This window comes from Actinosynnema sp. NPDC053489 (assembly GCF_044544865.1).
Classification (GTDB): Bacteria; Actinomycetota; Actinomycetes; order Mycobacteriales; family Pseudonocardiaceae; genus Actinosynnema.
This window is the reverse complement of sequence record NZ_JBITXT010000002.1, coordinates 408,360-422,827: the sequence shown is the minus strand read 5'-3', so window position 1 is coordinate 422,827 and position 14,468 is coordinate 408,360. Positions and strand designations below refer to the sequence as shown.

The window sequence follows — 14,468 nt, the reverse complement described above, 5'->3', positions numbered from 1 at the left end:
GCTCACAACTCCAGGCCGGTCGCCCGGGCCAGGAAGGTCAACTGGTCCACGGCCAGGCCGACGGACCGGCTCACCGACCGGCCGGCGTGCCCCACCTCGGTCTCGCGGCGGAGCAGCACCGGGTGCTTGGTCGGCTCGCTCGACGTCGCGTGCTGGAGCGCCGCGCACATCTTCCGCGCGTGGTTGGGGTCCACGCGGCTGTCCGACTCGAAGACCGTGAACAGCACCGAAGGGTACTCAACACCCGGCCGCACCCGGTGGTACGGGGAGTAGGCCAGCAGCCAGGCCAGCTCCTCGGGCACGGCCGCGGAGCCGTACTCCTCGGCCCACAGCCGCCCCAGCAGGAACTTCTCGTACCGGACCATGTCCAGCAGCGGGGCCGAGCACACCACCGCCGCGTACAGCTCCGGCCGCTGCGTCAGGGCCGCGCCGACGAGCAGCCCGCCGTTCGACCCGCCCATGATCGACAACTGCTGCGGCGTGGTCCACCCGTCGCGGATCAACCGCTCGGCCGCCGCGTGGAAGTCGTCGAACACGTTCTGCTTGCGCTCCCGCATCCCCGCCCGGTGCCACTCCTCCCCCTCCTCGTCACCGCCGCGCAGCGACGCGTGCACCCACACGCCGCCCGCCTCGGCCCACGCCAGCGCGGTCGCGCTGTAGCCCGGGCCGCGGCCCACCGCGAACCCGCCGTACCCGGTGAGCAGCGCCGGCCGGGGCAGGTCCGGCCGCCGCTCCCCGGACACCACGAACATTCGCACGACCGTGCCGTCCGCCGAGGTGTACGAGAGCTGCTGTGTGGACAACTCGGGGAGGGCCACCGTCCCGGGCGCCGCCGCCTCCAGCTCCGTCCGGCCGGTCGACAGCGAGTACCGGTACACCGACAGGGGCGTGACGAAGTCCGACCAGCCGAACCACAGCACGTCCCGGTCCGCGACGGTCCGCGCGTCGACTGTGGACAACCCGTGCAGCGACCCCGTGCCGGGCAGCGGCACCTCGCCGAGGTGCTCGCCGGTCGCGGGGGAGTGCAGGTGCAGCTCCGACACCGCGTGCCGGGTGCGCAGCAGCACGAGCGCCCCGTCGAGCCACTGCACGCCGTCCAGCACCGAGTCGGGCTGCTCGGCCACCAGCTCGGTCCACTCGGTCGGGGCCTGCGGGTCGGCGACGCACAGCCGGAACCGGGGCGCGTCCCGGCTGGTCCGCAGGTACAGCCGCCCGTCCGGCGCGACCCACGCCGAGCACCGGACGTCGTCGGAGTCGCGCACGACGGGCGTCAGCTCGCCGGAGCCGTGCAGGTCGGCGAGCCACACCGAGTCCCGCCGCACGGTGCCGGGAGCGCCGTTCACGACCAGCCACCGCCCGTCCTCCGACAGCGACAGCCCGTAGTAGTACGTGTGGTCCAGCCCGTCGCCGTGCACGTTGACGTCCTCGGCCGCGGGCGTGCCGACGCGGTGCCGCCAGACCCGCCGGTGGAACTGCCGCTCGTCCTCGGGCACCAGCGCCGGGTCGAGCCGCCGCACGTAGAAGAACTCCTCGCCGCCGGGCAGCCAGCCCACCGGGGAGTACCGGCACCGGTCGATCGGGCCGTCGAGCAGCTCGCCCGTGTCGACGTCGACCACGTGCAGCAGCGAGTGCTCGTCGCCGCCCACCGACACCTGGTAGGCCAGCCGCGTGCCCTCGCGGGAGGGCGACCACTGGTCGAGCGTGGTCCGCCCGGACGGGTCGAGCCGCGACACGTCCAGCAGCACCCGCTCCACGCCGTCCACGCGCACGTACAGCACCGGGTGGTCCTCGTCCGGCCCGCGCCGGGTGTAGAACGCCCGCCCGGCCCGCCACACCGGCGCGCCCACGGACCCGGTCCGCATCAGCTCGCCCAGCCGGGCGGCCAGCGCGTCGCGGCCCGGCATGGCGTCCAGCCACGAGCGCGCCAGCGCGTCCTGCTCGGCCGACCACGCGGCGGTGCGCGGGTCCGCCGGGTCTTCCAGCCAGCGGTACGGATCTTCGACCCGCTGTCCGTGCAGGTCTTCGGCCAGGTCGAGCCGCGGCGCGTCGGGATAGGAGATCGTCGCAGGCAGCGCTGCGGTGGAGGCTTCGGTCACCTTCGCGAGCGTAGCGCGGGTGATGAAAACCATCTCCGATTGGGGGGTGTTCACCGAAGTTTCGGCACCGGCTCCGTGACACGTCACATATCACAGGTGATTTTTGGGGTCGATCTGTGGTCTGCTAGTCACTGAACCGGTGGAGGTGGTCGCGTGCCAGACCGACAACCCACCCCGATCGGCGCCCTGGTGAACGCCGGGATCGCGCCGTCGGTCCCGTCCGGCCAAAAACCGCTCGTGCACGCCGTGGCCGACGGGCAGGGAGCCGGTCCCGCACCCGTGGTGCTGCCCTGGGGGCGGCGCAAGGTGCTGCTGCTCAACGCCACGTTCGAACCGCTCACCGCGCTGCCGCTGCGCCGCGCGGTGGTCCTGGTGGTCTGCGGGAAGGCGGAGGTCGTGCACGGCGACCCGGCCGGCGCCGTCGTCCACTCCTCGACGTCCCAGGTCGTCGTCCCGTCGGTGATCCGGTTGGCGAACTACGTGCGGGTGCCCTACCGCGGCCGGGTGCCGCTCACCCGCGCCGGGCTGATGCACCGCGACCGGTACCGCTGCGCGTACTGCGGCGGGCGGGCCGAGACGATCGACCACGTCGTGCCGCGCAGCCGCGGCGGCCCCCACTCGTGGACCAACTGCGTCGCCTGCTGCGCCAAGTGCAACCACCGCAAGGCCGACAAGCTCCTCTCGGAGCTGGGCTGGCGCTTGCGCGTGGTGCCGAGCGCGCCCCGCGGGCCGCACTGGCGGCTGCTGGCCGGCGTCACCGAGGCCGACCCGCTGTGGCTGCCCTACCTGGGCGAGCCCGCGGCTTAGCGACCCGCCACCCCGTCACGCGGCCAGGACGTCGTCCCGGCGGTCGTCGGTGATGCGCACGGAATCGGACGTGATGCGCACCGACCCGGACGTGATGCGCACCGAGCCCGAGGTGATGCGCACGGAGCCGGACGTGATGCGCACCGACCCCGAGGTGATGCGCACCGAGCCGGACGTGATGCGCACGGAGCCCGCGAGCACGACGTCCCCGGAGCCCTGCTCGGCCCCGGTGATCCGGACGGACTCCTGCGCGGTGATCCGAACGGAGTCGTCGGAGGTGATCCGCACCGACCCGGCGAGCGCATCCTGAGGCTGAACGGTCGTAACGCTCTGCGCTGATTGGGTGTACGACGAAAGGGTGAGGGCGGCGACCAGAACGAGGTTCAGCGTGTACATGTCGTGTCCTCCGAGACTCATCGGGCGGGAATTGGTCTCCGGATTCGGATGCGCAAGACCCGTACAGGTGAAAAGTTAGAAGCCGAGTGGGCCCAGGACAAGACGCCAAACCGGCCGCCATTCGCCTCCGTCCGGGGGAAGACCGTCCGGGTGTACGCACTGCGACGATCGAGCGCGCGAGCTGGTGCATACGGCACCGATGAGTACTGAGGGTGACGTCACCGCAGGTAGGGGACGGGCGGAGTGCCGCGCTCGGATGCCGCGTGTGGCAGCCCAAGGCGCCGGCGGTGGCGTTGTGCGGTCAGGACGCGCGTCCCACGAGGTGGACACCGCCATACGCGTGGTCGGGGACCGCGCCGCCGCGGCGGCGTTCACAGTTGGAAGCTCACGTTCGGAGGGCCGCCTACGCCGCCGTAACCCGACCAGTGCGGAAACGGGTGCCCTCGCCCCGACGTGACCAGGGCGATCGGTTACCGTAGCCGGCGTGACCATCGTGGAGACCGTGCTCGTCTTCGCGCTGATCCCGCTGGCCATCTACGGCGTGATCACGCTACTGACGCTGAGGCCGAAGGCCACCCGCATTCAGCGGTACCGGCCTGGCCAGGAGTGGAACTACGCCCCCGTCTGGTGGACGGCGAACCCCGCGGGTTTGCCCGGCGGCGCGCACCAGGCCGTCACCGCGCCGGCCGAGGGCCGGACCGCCCAGGGAGGTGCCCGTGGCAACTGGTGAGCTGACCAGGGCGGAGGTCGACCCGTCGACCCTGCCGCTCGGTGCCGTCGTGACCAACAGCGGCCGGGTGTCGGCCGCCAAGATGTACGAGCCGCACGCGCCGAGCCTGCCGTTCACGCCGGTGCAGCTGTCGAGCCTGGACGAGGCGCTGACGCTGGCCAGCCGCACGACCGGGCTGGACTTCAGCGTGTACCTCGGCGAGCTGGGCGCCGACTCGCGGGTCAGGGCCGAGGAGCTGCACGCGAGCACCCCGCGCCCGACGCACGCCGTGCTGGTCGCCGTGTCGCCCGGTGAGCGCCGGGTGGAGGTGGTGACGGGCGAGGAGTCCCACCGCCGCATCGCCGACCGCGGCGCGAAGCTGGCCGTGATGAGCATGGTCGCGTCCTTCAAGGAGGGCGACCTCGCCGGCGGCCTGGTGAGCGGCCTGCGCATGCTGACCGACCAGGCGGGCCGCGCCCCCAGGAACGCCTGACCGACGACGACCCGAAAGCCCCGGCGGGACCTCCGCCGGGGCTTTCGCGTTCACCGGGCCCTGAGCCCGTCCACGAACGCCTTCAGCCGTGCCGGGCTGACGCTCAGCACGACCGAGGGGTTCTTGCTGTCCCGCACCGCGTCGAGGTGGTTCGCCACCTCGACGCAGGCACCGTCGCTCACGCTCCTGCTGGACTTCTTCCACCGACGTGTCATGCGACTCCCGTCGTCCGCTGCACCTCCTTCGCGATGAGTTCGAAGGACCGCTCCGGGCTCATCGCGACCTCCAGCAACCTTGGCACGGACGCTTCGAAGCCGGCTACCGCCTCGGGTTCCTGCACGAACACCGAGCTGATCTGGTTCTCCAGGTGGGCGAACGACGTGCCGTCGCACTTGAGCAACTGGAAGGCGCCCTCCAGGCCGGGGTGCCACCCGGTGGCGAGGGGGATGACGCGGAGGTCGACGTTCTCGTGCGCGCTCATCATCAGCAGGTGGTCGAACTGCTCGGCCATGACGGCCGGGCGGCCGATGGTCTGGCGGAGCGCGCTCTCGCCGATCAAGGCGGTGTAGTGGACCGGCGCGCGGCGGGTGAGGATGTCGCGTCGGCCCATCCGGACCGCGACCCGCGTCGCGATCTCGCCCTCCGGGATGCGGGCCGCCTCCATGATGGCGCGCGTGTAGGAGCTGACCTGGAGCAGTCCCGGGATGAGCATGGGCGACCAGCTCACCACCTCCTTGGCCATCTGCTCGACCTCGACCAGCGCCGCCAGTTGCGCGCGCCGCTCCGGGAGGTCGATCACCGCGAGGGGCGATCCGCTCGGGTCGTCCGTCATCGCGAGGATCTCCTCGCGCTCCCGCTCGCTGATGTGGAGCGGTTCGAGGATGCGGATCACCTCGGTCCTCGTCGGCACCCGCTGACCGTTTTCGTTGCGCGAGAGCAACGAATGCACGACTCCAATCTTCTTCGCGAGTGCGCGTTGACTGAGATTATTGGCCTCACGTGCGTTGCGCAGGCGCGCTCCCAATGCGATGGCCTTCGACGTATTGCGGTTCATGAAAAGCGATACTAGGGCTGGACCAGTGGTCAAGTCTCTCGCTCGAAAAGGGTATTGACCGCGTGTTGCGGGCCGGACAAGGTGTTGTGCAACAGGCCACCGGCCAGTCCGCACACTGGTCGGACATGTGCGGCGGGGTGGTGGTGCGCGCACGAGCCCGCCGCGCCCACCACCCCGCCGCACCCTTTTCTCTTGTGCGGTGAAGGGGGTTTTGTGGAGACCGAGGAAAGGCCGGCTGCCCGACTGAGCAGCGCTCGCAGCCGGGAATTGGGGGAGGAATTGCGGCGCGTCCGGCACCGGGCCCGGATGTCGTCCGGGTCCGTGGCCGAAGCACTGGGCTGGTCGCTGGGCAAGCTGTCGAAGCTGGAGACCGGCAGCCGCCGCACGAGCCCGTGGGAAATCGGGACGCTGCTCGGCCGCTGCGGTGCGGACAAACCGACGCGGGAGCGGATCATGGCCATCGCGAGCGAGGCCGACACGGGCAACTTCCTGCGGCGGCACGACCCGTGGCCGGACTCGCTCACGGCCGTGTCCGTCCACGAGCACGCGGCCCGCACGCTGGCGACCTACGAGCCGCTGGTCGTCCCGAGCCTGGCGCAGACCGAGGACTACGCGTTCGCGCTCACGGGCGACCGGGGCGCGACCGAGGCGCGGATGGCGCGGCAGGAGGCGTTGCGCAGGCCGGGCGGCCCGGAGGCGGTCATCTACGTGCACGAGGCCGCGCTGCGGGTCGTGGTCGGCGACGCGAAGGTGATGCGGGACCAACTGCTGCGGCTGACGCTGATGTGCGGGTGGGCGCGCATCAACCCGCGGATCATCCCGATGGGCGTGGGGTCGCACGCGGCCCTGCGCCACCCCGGGACGCTGCTGACGTTCTCGTCGCCGGTGAAGCCGCTGGCGTACGCGGAGACCGAGGCGGCGACGGTGTTCCACGACGACCCCACCGCGGTCGCCGCCTACGAGGCGAAGATGCGCCGGCTGGAACGCCTCGTCCTCACCCCGCTCCAGTCGCGTGACGTGTTCGCCCGCTGGGCCGACGCCTACGACCGCGACCACCGCTCGGCCCCGGACGCGAAACGGGGTGACGCCTGAAGGCGTCACCCCGTCCAGCCCGCGCGAGCCTCAGGACCGGTCGAACTCCTGGGCCGCCAGAGCGCGCACGATGCCCGCACGGCCCTCCGACACCAGTCGGCGCAGGGCCGGCGGGCGTTCCTCGGCCAGCCACTCGTCGGCCGCCGTGACGGTCTCCTTCGAGATCGACCACGACGGGAACAGCCCGACCACCACCGACTGCGCCCGCTCGCTCGACCGCCGCTCCCACACGTCGGCGACGTCGGCGAAGTACCGCTCGACGAACGGCTGCAGCAGCGCCTTCTGGCCGGGGTGCTGGATGCCCGCGACGATCGCCTCCGACACCGCGTTCGGCAGGTCGTCGTCGTTCACCGCGCGGTCCCACGCCTCGGTCTTGGCCTCGACCGCGGGCCGCAGGGCGCGTGCCGACTCGGCCTTGCGGTGGCCGGTGGCGGTGGGGTCGCGCTCCTCCTCGGCCCGGATCTCGTCCAGCCCGGCCGCGCCGTGCGCGACCAGCGCGTGCAGCAGCCGCCACCGCAGGTCGGTGTCGACGTCGAGGCCGTCGAGCACGTCCGTGCCCTCCAGCCAGCCCCGCACGACCGCCAGCGTCTCCTCGTCCAGCACGGAGCCGGCCAGGGCGTTCACGAACGCCAGCTGGTGGTCCGAACCGGGCTCGGCGGCGCGCGCCAGCTCCAGCGTCCGCGTGGTGAACCTGCGCCAGCCCTCGTCGCGCCACGACGCGTCCGCGTACGACGAGAGCGCCGTCTGCGCCTGGAGCAGCAGCCGCTGCACCACGCCGACCTCGGTCTCCGAGTGCAGGCCGCCGAGCACCAGGTTTACGAAGTCGCGGGCCTTCAGCTCGGCCTCGCGGGTCATCTCCCACGCCGCCGACCAGCACAGGGTCCGCGGCAACGGCTCGGCGATGTCGGCGATGTGGTCGATCAGCGACGCCAGCGAGTCGGCGTCGAGCCGCATCGTGCAGTAGGTCAGGTCGTCGTCGTTGACCAGCACGAGCTTGCCGCGCGGCACGCCGACCAGGTCGGGCACCTCGGTGCGCTCGCCGGAGACGTCCAGCTCGACGCGGTGCGTGCGCACGAGCTTGCCGTGCTCGTCGGAGTCGTACACGCCGATCGCCAGCCGGTGCGTGCGCAGCTCGCCCGCACCCGGCCGCGCCCCGCCCTGGAGCACCGCGAACTCGGTGAACCGGCCCTCGGCGTCGACGGCGTACTTCGGCCGCAGCAGGTTCAGGCCGGTGGTCTCCAGCCACTGGGCGCTCCACCACGACAGGTCGCGGCCGGACGCCTCCTCCAGCGCGTTGAGCAGGTCGGCCAGCGTGGCGTTGCCCCACGCGTGCTTGCCGAAGTACACCCGCAGGCCGGCCAGGAAGTTCTCCAGGCCGACGTAGGCCACCAGCTGCTTGAGCACCGAGGCGCCCTTGGCGTAGGTGATGCCGTCGAAGTTGACCTCGACCGCCTGGAGGTCCGGGATGTCGGACGCCACGGGGTGCGTGGAGGGCAGCTGGTCCTGCCGGTAGGCCCACGACTTCTCGATCTTGGCGAACGTCGTCCACGCCTGCCGGTACTCGGTCGCCTCGGCCTGCGCCAGCACCGACGCCCAGGTGGCGAACGACTCGTTCAGCCACAGGTCGTCCCACCAGCGCATGGTCACCAGGTCGCCGAACCACATGTGCGCCATCTCGTGCAGCACGGTCTCGGCGCGGCGCTCGTACAGGTAGCGGGTGACGCGGCTGCGGAAGACGTAGTCCTCCAGGAACGTGACGCAGCCCGCGTTCTCCATCGCGCCGGCGTTGAACTCCGGCACGAAGCACTGGTCGTACTTGCCGAACGGGTAGGTCACCCCGAACGCCTGGTGGTAGAAGCCGAAACCCTGCTTGGTCTCGGTGAACAGCCGCTCGGCGTCCATGTGCGGCGCCAGCGACGCGCGGCAGTAGATGCCCAGCGGGATCGTCGTGTCGCCGTCGCGGAACTCGTCGCGCCACTCGGCGTACGGGCCCGCGACCAGCGCGACCAGGTACGTCGACATGGGCTTGGTGGTCGCGAAGACGTGCCGGTCCGCGCCGCCCGCCGCGTCCACAGTGGACTCGATCGGCGCGTTGGAGACGACCTTCCAGTGGTGCGGCGCGGTGACCGCGAGGTCGTAGACCGCCTTGAGGTCGGGTTGGTCGAAGCAGGCGAACATGCGCTTGGCGTCCGCCGTCTCGAACTGCGAGTACAGGTAGACCTCGCCGTCGACGGGGTCGACGAACCGGTGCAGGCCCTCGCCGGTGTTCATGTACCGGCAGTCGGCCTCGATCGTCAGCTCGTTGACCTCGGCCAGCCCGGGCAGGTGGACGCCGTCCTCCTCGCGGTAGGCCGAGACGTCCAGCTCTTGCCCGTTGAGCACGGCGCGGTGCACGTTGGCGGCCACGATGTCGACCCACGAGGACGCGCCGGGCGTCCGGCTGCGGAACGCGACCGTCGTCGTCGAGCGGAACGTGTCCGAGCCGGGCTTGCCGCCACCGTCGGTCAGGTCCAGCTCGATCCGGTAGGAGTCGACCTCCAGCAGCGCGGCCCGCTGCTGCGCCTGGTCGCGGGTGAGGTTGGGTGCCGCCACTGGTCACCTCGTCTGCCGGCGCCACGTGACCTCGGCGCCGGCCTCGTCGGAACGGGAACGGTGTCGTGTCGGTGAACACGACAGTCGCATCCAATCACGTGGGACGCCCGGAAGTGGACTGGCGTCCGAGGGAAGACTGCGCGCGGCGGCCGGGTTGAGCACGATGGGAGTGCCGGACCTGGCGCATTCCAGCTCACGAACAGCCACGGAGGGACACCGCATGTCGACAGAGGGACGCACGAAGGTCGACTTCTACTTCGACCCGATCTGCCCGTTCGCGTGGATCTCGTCCCGGTGGATCCTCGAAGTCGAGAAGCAGCGCGACCTCGACCTGAACTTCCGGGTGATGAGCCTGTCGGTGCTCAACGAGGGCCGCGACCTGCCCGCCGACTACCGCGACATGCTCGACCGCGGTTGGGGCCCGGTGCGCGTCGCGATCGCCGCGGCCAAGGCGCACGGCGACGACGTGCTGCGCGACCTGTACACGGCGCTGGGCACCCGCATCCACAACGAGGGCCTCGGCAAGGAGCGCGACTACGACCAGGCCGTCAAGCTCGCGCTGGAGGACGTGAACCTGCCGGCCGAGCTGGCCCAGGCCGCGCACACCGACGAGCACGACGAGGAGCTGCGCGCCAGCCACCACCGGGGCATGGACCCGGTGGGCATGGACGTGGGCACGCCCACGATCCACATCGACGGCGTGGCGTTCTTCGGGCCGGTGCTGACGAAGATCCCGCGCGGCGAGGACGCGGTGAAGGTGTTCGACGGGGCGCGGGCGCTGGCGAGCTTCCCGTACTTCTTCGAGCTGAAGCGCACGCGGACCGGCGACCTGGACTTCTCCTGACGCGCTCGGTGTGACACTCTGGGGCGCGTTTCGTCCTGGAGTGTCACACCGTTCCCGGGGAGCCCACCGTGATCGAGGTCGTCAACCCGACCACCGAAGAGGTCATCGGCACCGTCCACGCCGGCACGGCCGGTGACGTGGACGCGGCCGTGACCAGGGCGGTCGCCGCGTTCCCGGGCTGGGCGGCGACGCCGGTGGAGTCCCGCCTGGCCGTGGTGCGGGCGGTGGCCGACGCGCTGGAGGCGCGGGCCGACGAGTTCGCCTCGACCATGACGGCCGAGATGGGCACGCCGATCACGTTCGCGTCCCGGGTGCAGGTGCCGAACCCGGTGGGCATCGCGCGCGGCGTGGCCGACGTGGTGGCGGGCGGGTACTTCGACGGCGAGGAGATCGGCAACTCCCTCGTGCTGCGGGAGCCGATCGGGGTCGTCGCGGCCGTCACCCCGTGGAACTTCCCGTTGCAGCAGATGGTCGCCAAGGTCGTGCCCGCGCTCGCGGCGGGCAACGTGGTCGTGCTCAAGCCGAGCGAACTCGCGCCCCTCACGGCCGACCTGCTGGCCTCCGTGCTCTACGACGCCGGTGTGCCGCGGGGGGTGTTCTCCCTGGTCCACGGCACCGGTCAGGTGGTCGGCGAGGCGTTGGTGAGTCACCCGATGGTGGACATGGTGTCGTTCACCGGTTCGACGCGGGCCGGGCGGCGGGTGTCCGCGCTGGCCGCCGAGACCGTGAAGCGGGTGGCGCTGGAGCTGGGCGGGAAGTCGGCGAACGTCGTGCTGGACGACGCCGACCTGACGCGTGCGGTGAAGATCGGCGTCGGCAACGCGTACATGAACAACGGGCAGGCGTGCAGCGCGTGGACCCGGGTGCTCGTGCCCGCCGACCGGCACGACGAGGCGGTGGAGGTCGCGGTCGCCGCGGCGGCCAAGTACCAGCCGGGTGACCCCGCGCTGCCGGCCACGCGCCTGGGCCCGGCCGTGACGGCGGCGCAGCGCGACCGCGTGGTCGACTACATCCGGCGCGGGGTGGACGAAGGCGCGAAGCTCGCGCTCGGCGGGGTCGAGCGGCCGCTGGACCGGGGCTTCTTCGTCGCGCCGACCGTGTTCGGCGACGTGCGGCCCGACATGGTGATCGCGCAGGAGGAGATCTTCGGCCCGGTGCTGTCGGTCATGCCGTACCGCGACGAGGACGACGCCGTGCGCATCGCGAACTCGACCATCTACGGGCTAGGTGGCGCGGTGTTCTCGGCCGACCCCGACCGGGCGCTGGCCGTGGCCAAGCGCCTGCGCACCGGCCAGGTGGACATCAACGGCGCGGCCTTCAACACCAGCGCCCCGTTCGGCGGCTACCGCCAGTCGGGCAACGGCCGCGAGTTCGGCCACCACGGCCTCTCCGAGTTCACCGAACTGAAGTCCATCCAACGCTGACCGCGAGAGTCCTACGTTCAAGCCTCGAGAGTCCTACGTCCAGCGCCCGTGAGTTCAACACTCGGCATACCGGGCGGTATGTCCGAGCGTTGAACTCGGGGTGCCTGAACGTAGGACTCTCGCGCGCTGAACGTAGGACTCTCGCGGGGGTCAGGAGGTGAGGAGGCCGTTGGTCAGGCGGGGGACGGTGGTGCTCACGTCGACCTGGGAGGCCAGGGCGACGTCGGCGGCGTGGCCGGCGGCGATCAGCTCCCGGCCGGAGACGCAGCCGTGCAGCACGTCCTCCACCGACGCCCGCGCGTACACCTCCGCCGCCAAAGCCGCCTCCACGGACGCCGAGCCGTACCCCAGCAGGGACGACATCACCGCGCCCGCGCCCACCAGGTCCTCGACCGCCGGCCGCAACGGCCCCTGCTCCCCGCTCTCCAGCAGGTTCACGCCCCAGCGCTCGCCCGCCGGCACGACACCGATCGGCCCGCCCGCCGCCAGCTCACGGGCCGCCGCGGCCACCGCACGCGCGTTCCGCAGGCACCCCACCAGCACGACCGCCCCCGTCCCGGCGGCCGACGCGCACAACGTGGCGCCGTTCGCCGACGCCAGGTCCAGCACCGCCCCCGCCGGCACGGACACCAGCGACGCCGGCCGCAACGTCCACGACGGGTCGGCCGGTGGTGCCGCCGTCGCCCGGTCCGCCCACCGCACCGGCCGCACGGCCCCACCGCGCGACAGGACCACGTCCACCGCCGTGGAGAACGACAGCACGTCCACGACCACGAGCACCGCGCACTGAGCACCGAGCGCGGTCACACCTTCCGGTCCCCACTCCAGGCGAAGCCGGCAACCCTCCTGCCCGAACACCCTGCCGATGATGGCAGACTTGCTGACGTGCGCGTTTACCTGGGATCGGACCACGCGGGCTTCGAGCTGAAGACCCACCTCGTCAAGCACCTGACCGACGCGGGCCACGAGGTGGTCGACGTCGGTCCCGCCGTGTACGACGCGGAGGACGACTACCCGCCGTTCTGCATCGAGGCCGCCCGCCGGGTGGTCGCGGACGAGGGCAGCCTGGGCATCGTCATCGGCGGCTCCGGCAACGGCGAGCAGATCGCCGCGAACAAGGTGCCCGGCGCGCGGGCCGCGCTCGCCTACAGCGTCGAGACGGCCAAGCTGGCCCGCGAGCACAACGACGCGCAGCTCATCGGCATCGGCGGCCGCATGCACAGCACGGAGGAGGCGCTGGCGATCGTGGACGCGTTCCTCGCCACCCCGTTCTCCGGCCAGGAGCGGCACGCCCGCCGCATCGACATCCTGCGCGAGTACGAGCGCACCGGCGAGGCGCCGGCCCTGCCCTGATGCCCGAAGGCCACACGCTGCACCGGCTGGCGAAGCTGCACCAGCGCCGGTACGCGGGCTCGACGGTCCGGGTGTCGAGCCCGCAGGGCAGGTTCACCGCGTCCCTCGTGGACGGTCGGCTGTTCGAACGCGCCGAGGCGCACGGCAAGCACCTGTTCCACGTCTACGGCCCGGACGCGACCGTGCACGTCCACCTCGGCCTCTACGGCACGTTCACCGAGTCGCCGCACCCGGTCACCGAACCGGTCGGCGCGGTGCGCATGCGGGTCGTGGGGCCGACCCACTGGACGGACCTGCGCGGCCCGACCCGGTGTGAGGTCCTGACCGACGTCGAGGTGGCCGCGCTGCGCGCCCGCCTGGGCCCGGACCCGCTGCGCCGCGACGCGAAACCCGACCTGGCGTACGAGCGCGTCTCGCGTTCCCGCCAGTCGATCGCCGTGCTGCTGCTCGACCAGAGCGTGCTCGCGGGCGTCGGCAACGTCTACCGCGCCGAGGTGCTGTTCCGGCACGGCGTCCACCCGCTCGTGCCCGGCAACCGCGTCGACCGGGCGTTGTGGGACGACCTGTGGCTGGACCTGACCGTGCTGATGCGCGCGGGCGTGAAGGCGGGTCGCATCGACACCGTGCGGCCGGAGCACCTGCCCGAGGTCACCGGCCGCGCCCCGCGCCGGGACCGGCACGGCGGCGAGGTCTACGTCTACCGCCGCACCGGTCAGCCGTGCCTGGTCTGCGGCACGCCCGTGGCCGCCGCCGAGCTGGCCGGCCGCAACCTCTACTGGTGCCCGACCTGCCAGGCGGCCTGATCAGAAGTCGAACCCGCCGCCGAAGTCGCCCCCGAAATCGCCGCCGCCGAAGTCCCCGCCCCCGAAGTCGCCGCCGTAGTCGCCGCCGGCGTCGCCGCCCACGTCCCCGGAGTCGCCGGAGTCACCGCCGTCGCCCGCGTCACCACCGTCGCCGTAGTCCTCCGCCGCCACGGCCGCGGGCACGCCCGCCATGCCGACGAACATCGCGTTGAACAGCATCATCGAGCCGAACGTCCACGCGCCCGCCACGAGCGCGGGCTTCCACCACGGCTCGGAGTACCAGCCCTGCGGCACCGGACGCCCCGCGACCACGCCACCGGGGTAGTAGTGCGGCGTCTGCGCGCCCGGCCGCGGCGAGGCCGCGTACCGGTGGCCCTCGACCGTGACGTCGCGCTCCTCCGACACCGCGCCCGCGCGGCTCTGGCCGGTGAGGTCGGGCAGCTCGGGACCGGGGTCGAGGTCCATCGCGACCCGGGCGGCCCGCACGTAGTACAGGCCCTCCATCGCGGTCTGCGTGACCAGGCGGCACTGCTCCACCGTGCGCGCCTGCTCCATCTGCGACCCGGCCGCGGTGAACCGCTCGGACGCGTCGGCCATCGCCTGCTGCGACGCCACGTCCGTGCCGGTCAGGTTCATCACCTGCCCGCCGAGCCGCTCCACCCAGCGCCGCGCCTCGGCCTGGGCGTCCTCCAGCTCGCGACGGCGCTTCTCGGCGGCGGACCGGGCGGAGTACCAGACCGCGCCCACCAGGACCAACAGCACGAGCAACACGATCGTGGTGGTCATCGACCCTCCCTGCTTGGTC

The 14,468-nt window shown here is 72.1% G+C and carries 15 protein-coding genes; 8 read left to right on the top strand and 7 right to left on the bottom strand.

All coding sequences use genetic code 11. The features are described from left to right. Nucleotides 1-2 precede the first annotated feature (2 nt). Nucleotides 3-2,096 (bottom strand): prolyl oligopeptidase family protein, encoded by a 2,094-nt coding sequence (locus tag ACIGNX_RS05030; RefSeq protein ID WP_396536441.1) that lies wholly within the window; start codon nt 2,094-2,096, stop codon nt 3-5. Between the two features lie 153 nt (nt 2,097-2,249). Between ACIGNX_RS05030 and ACIGNX_RS05025 the strand changes: the two genes are divergently transcribed. Then, complete coding sequence (locus ACIGNX_RS05025) at nt 2,250-2,903, top strand: HNH endonuclease (RefSeq protein WP_396536439.1); 654 nt, start codon at nt 2,250-2,252, stop codon at nt 2,901-2,903. 15 nt (nt 2,904-2,918) lie between these two features. On the opposite strand, the gene ACIGNX_RS05020 is transcribed toward ACIGNX_RS05025, so the two are convergent. Next, the gene (locus tag ACIGNX_RS05020; protein ID WP_396536437.1) at nt 2,919-3,191 is read right to left on the bottom strand and encodes a hypothetical protein; all 273 of its coding nucleotides are present in this window, start codon (nt 3,189-3,191) and stop codon (nt 2,919-2,921) included. 592 nt (nt 3,192-3,783) lie between these two features. Here ACIGNX_RS05020 and ACIGNX_RS05015 point away from each other — a divergent pair. Further along, on the top strand, nt 3,784-4,029 hold the full coding sequence (locus ACIGNX_RS05015) for a hypothetical protein (RefSeq protein ID WP_396536435.1): 246 nt from the start codon (nt 3,784-3,786) through the stop codon (nt 4,027-4,029). After that, nucleotides 4,016-4,501, top strand: a complete 486-nt coding sequence (locus tag ACIGNX_RS05010) for a DUF5130 family protein (protein ID WP_396536433.1) — start codon at nt 4,016-4,018, stop codon at nt 4,499-4,501. The genes ACIGNX_RS05015 and ACIGNX_RS05010 overlap by 14 nt, the downstream gene beginning before the upstream one ends. A 50-nt stretch (nt 4,502-4,551) precedes the next feature. Here the strand turns inward: ACIGNX_RS05010 and ACIGNX_RS05005 are convergent, their stop codons facing one another. Continuing rightward, nucleotides 4,552-4,716: a DUF397 domain-containing protein gene (locus ACIGNX_RS05005; protein ID WP_396536431.1), complete on the bottom strand. Its 165-nt coding sequence runs from the start codon at nt 4,714-4,716 to the stop codon at nt 4,552-4,554. After that, entirely contained in the window at nt 4,713-5,555 is an 843-nt protein-coding gene (locus tag ACIGNX_RS05000) for a helix-turn-helix domain-containing protein (RefSeq protein ID WP_396536429.1), read from the bottom strand. The genes ACIGNX_RS05005 and ACIGNX_RS05000 overlap by 4 nt, the downstream gene beginning before the upstream one ends. An 81-nt stretch (nt 5,556-5,636) precedes the next feature. Here ACIGNX_RS05000 and ACIGNX_RS04995 point away from each other — a divergent pair, with 81 nt between their 5' ends. Beyond that, entirely contained in the window at nt 5,637-6,647 is a 1,011-nt protein-coding gene (locus tag ACIGNX_RS04995) for a helix-turn-helix domain-containing protein (protein WP_396536427.1), read from the top strand. 30 nt (nt 6,648-6,677) lie between these two features. Here ACIGNX_RS04995 and pepN read toward each other — a convergent pair whose 3' ends face one another. Further along, nucleotides 6,678-9,239 carry an aminopeptidase N gene (gene pepN, locus ACIGNX_RS04990; RefSeq protein ID WP_396536425.1) on the bottom strand — a complete coding sequence of 854 codons (2,562 nt, stop codon included), beginning with the start codon at nt 9,237-9,239 and terminating at the stop codon, nt 6,678-6,680. 220 nt (nt 9,240-9,459) lie between these two features. Between pepN and ACIGNX_RS04985 the strand changes: the two genes are divergently transcribed. Together ACIGNX_RS04985 and ACIGNX_RS04980 are read left to right on the top strand one after the other, a co-directional pair. Further along, on the top strand, nt 9,460-10,083 hold the full coding sequence (locus ACIGNX_RS04985) for a disulfide bond formation protein DsbA (RefSeq protein WP_396536423.1): 624 nt from the start codon (nt 9,460-9,462) through the stop codon (nt 10,081-10,083). Between the two features lie 68 nt (nt 10,084-10,151). Then, a complete protein-coding gene (locus tag ACIGNX_RS04980) occupies nt 10,152-11,507 on the top strand; it encodes an aldehyde dehydrogenase family protein (RefSeq protein WP_396536421.1) in 1,356 nt (451 codons plus the stop codon). A gap of 150 nt (nt 11,508-11,657) precedes the next feature. On the opposite strand, the gene ACIGNX_RS04975 is transcribed toward ACIGNX_RS04980, so the two are convergent. After that, complete coding sequence (locus tag ACIGNX_RS04975) at nt 11,658-12,314, bottom strand: 2-phosphosulfolactate phosphatase (protein WP_396536419.1); 657 nt, start codon at nt 12,312-12,314, stop codon at nt 11,658-11,660. 78 nt (nt 12,315-12,392) lie between these two features. Between ACIGNX_RS04975 and ACIGNX_RS04970 the strand changes: the two genes are divergently transcribed. Both ACIGNX_RS04970 and ACIGNX_RS04965 read left to right on the top strand, forming a co-directional pair. Beyond that, complete coding sequence (locus ACIGNX_RS04970; protein WP_396536417.1) at nt 12,393-12,860, top strand: ribose-5-phosphate isomerase; 468 nt, start codon at nt 12,393-12,395, stop codon at nt 12,858-12,860. Then, nucleotides 12,860-13,663 carry an Fpg/Nei family DNA glycosylase gene (locus ACIGNX_RS04965; protein WP_396536415.1) on the top strand — a complete coding sequence of 268 codons (804 nt, stop codon included), beginning with the start codon at nt 12,860-12,862 and terminating at the stop codon, nt 13,661-13,663. The genes ACIGNX_RS04970 and ACIGNX_RS04965 overlap by 1 nt, the downstream gene beginning before the upstream one ends. Here the strand turns inward: ACIGNX_RS04965 and ACIGNX_RS04960 are convergent, their stop codons facing one another. Next, nucleotides 13,664-14,449, bottom strand: a complete 786-nt coding sequence (locus tag ACIGNX_RS04960; protein WP_396536413.1) for a hypothetical protein — start codon at nt 14,447-14,449, stop codon at nt 13,664-13,666. Between the last annotated feature and the right edge of the window lie 19 nt (nt 14,450-14,468).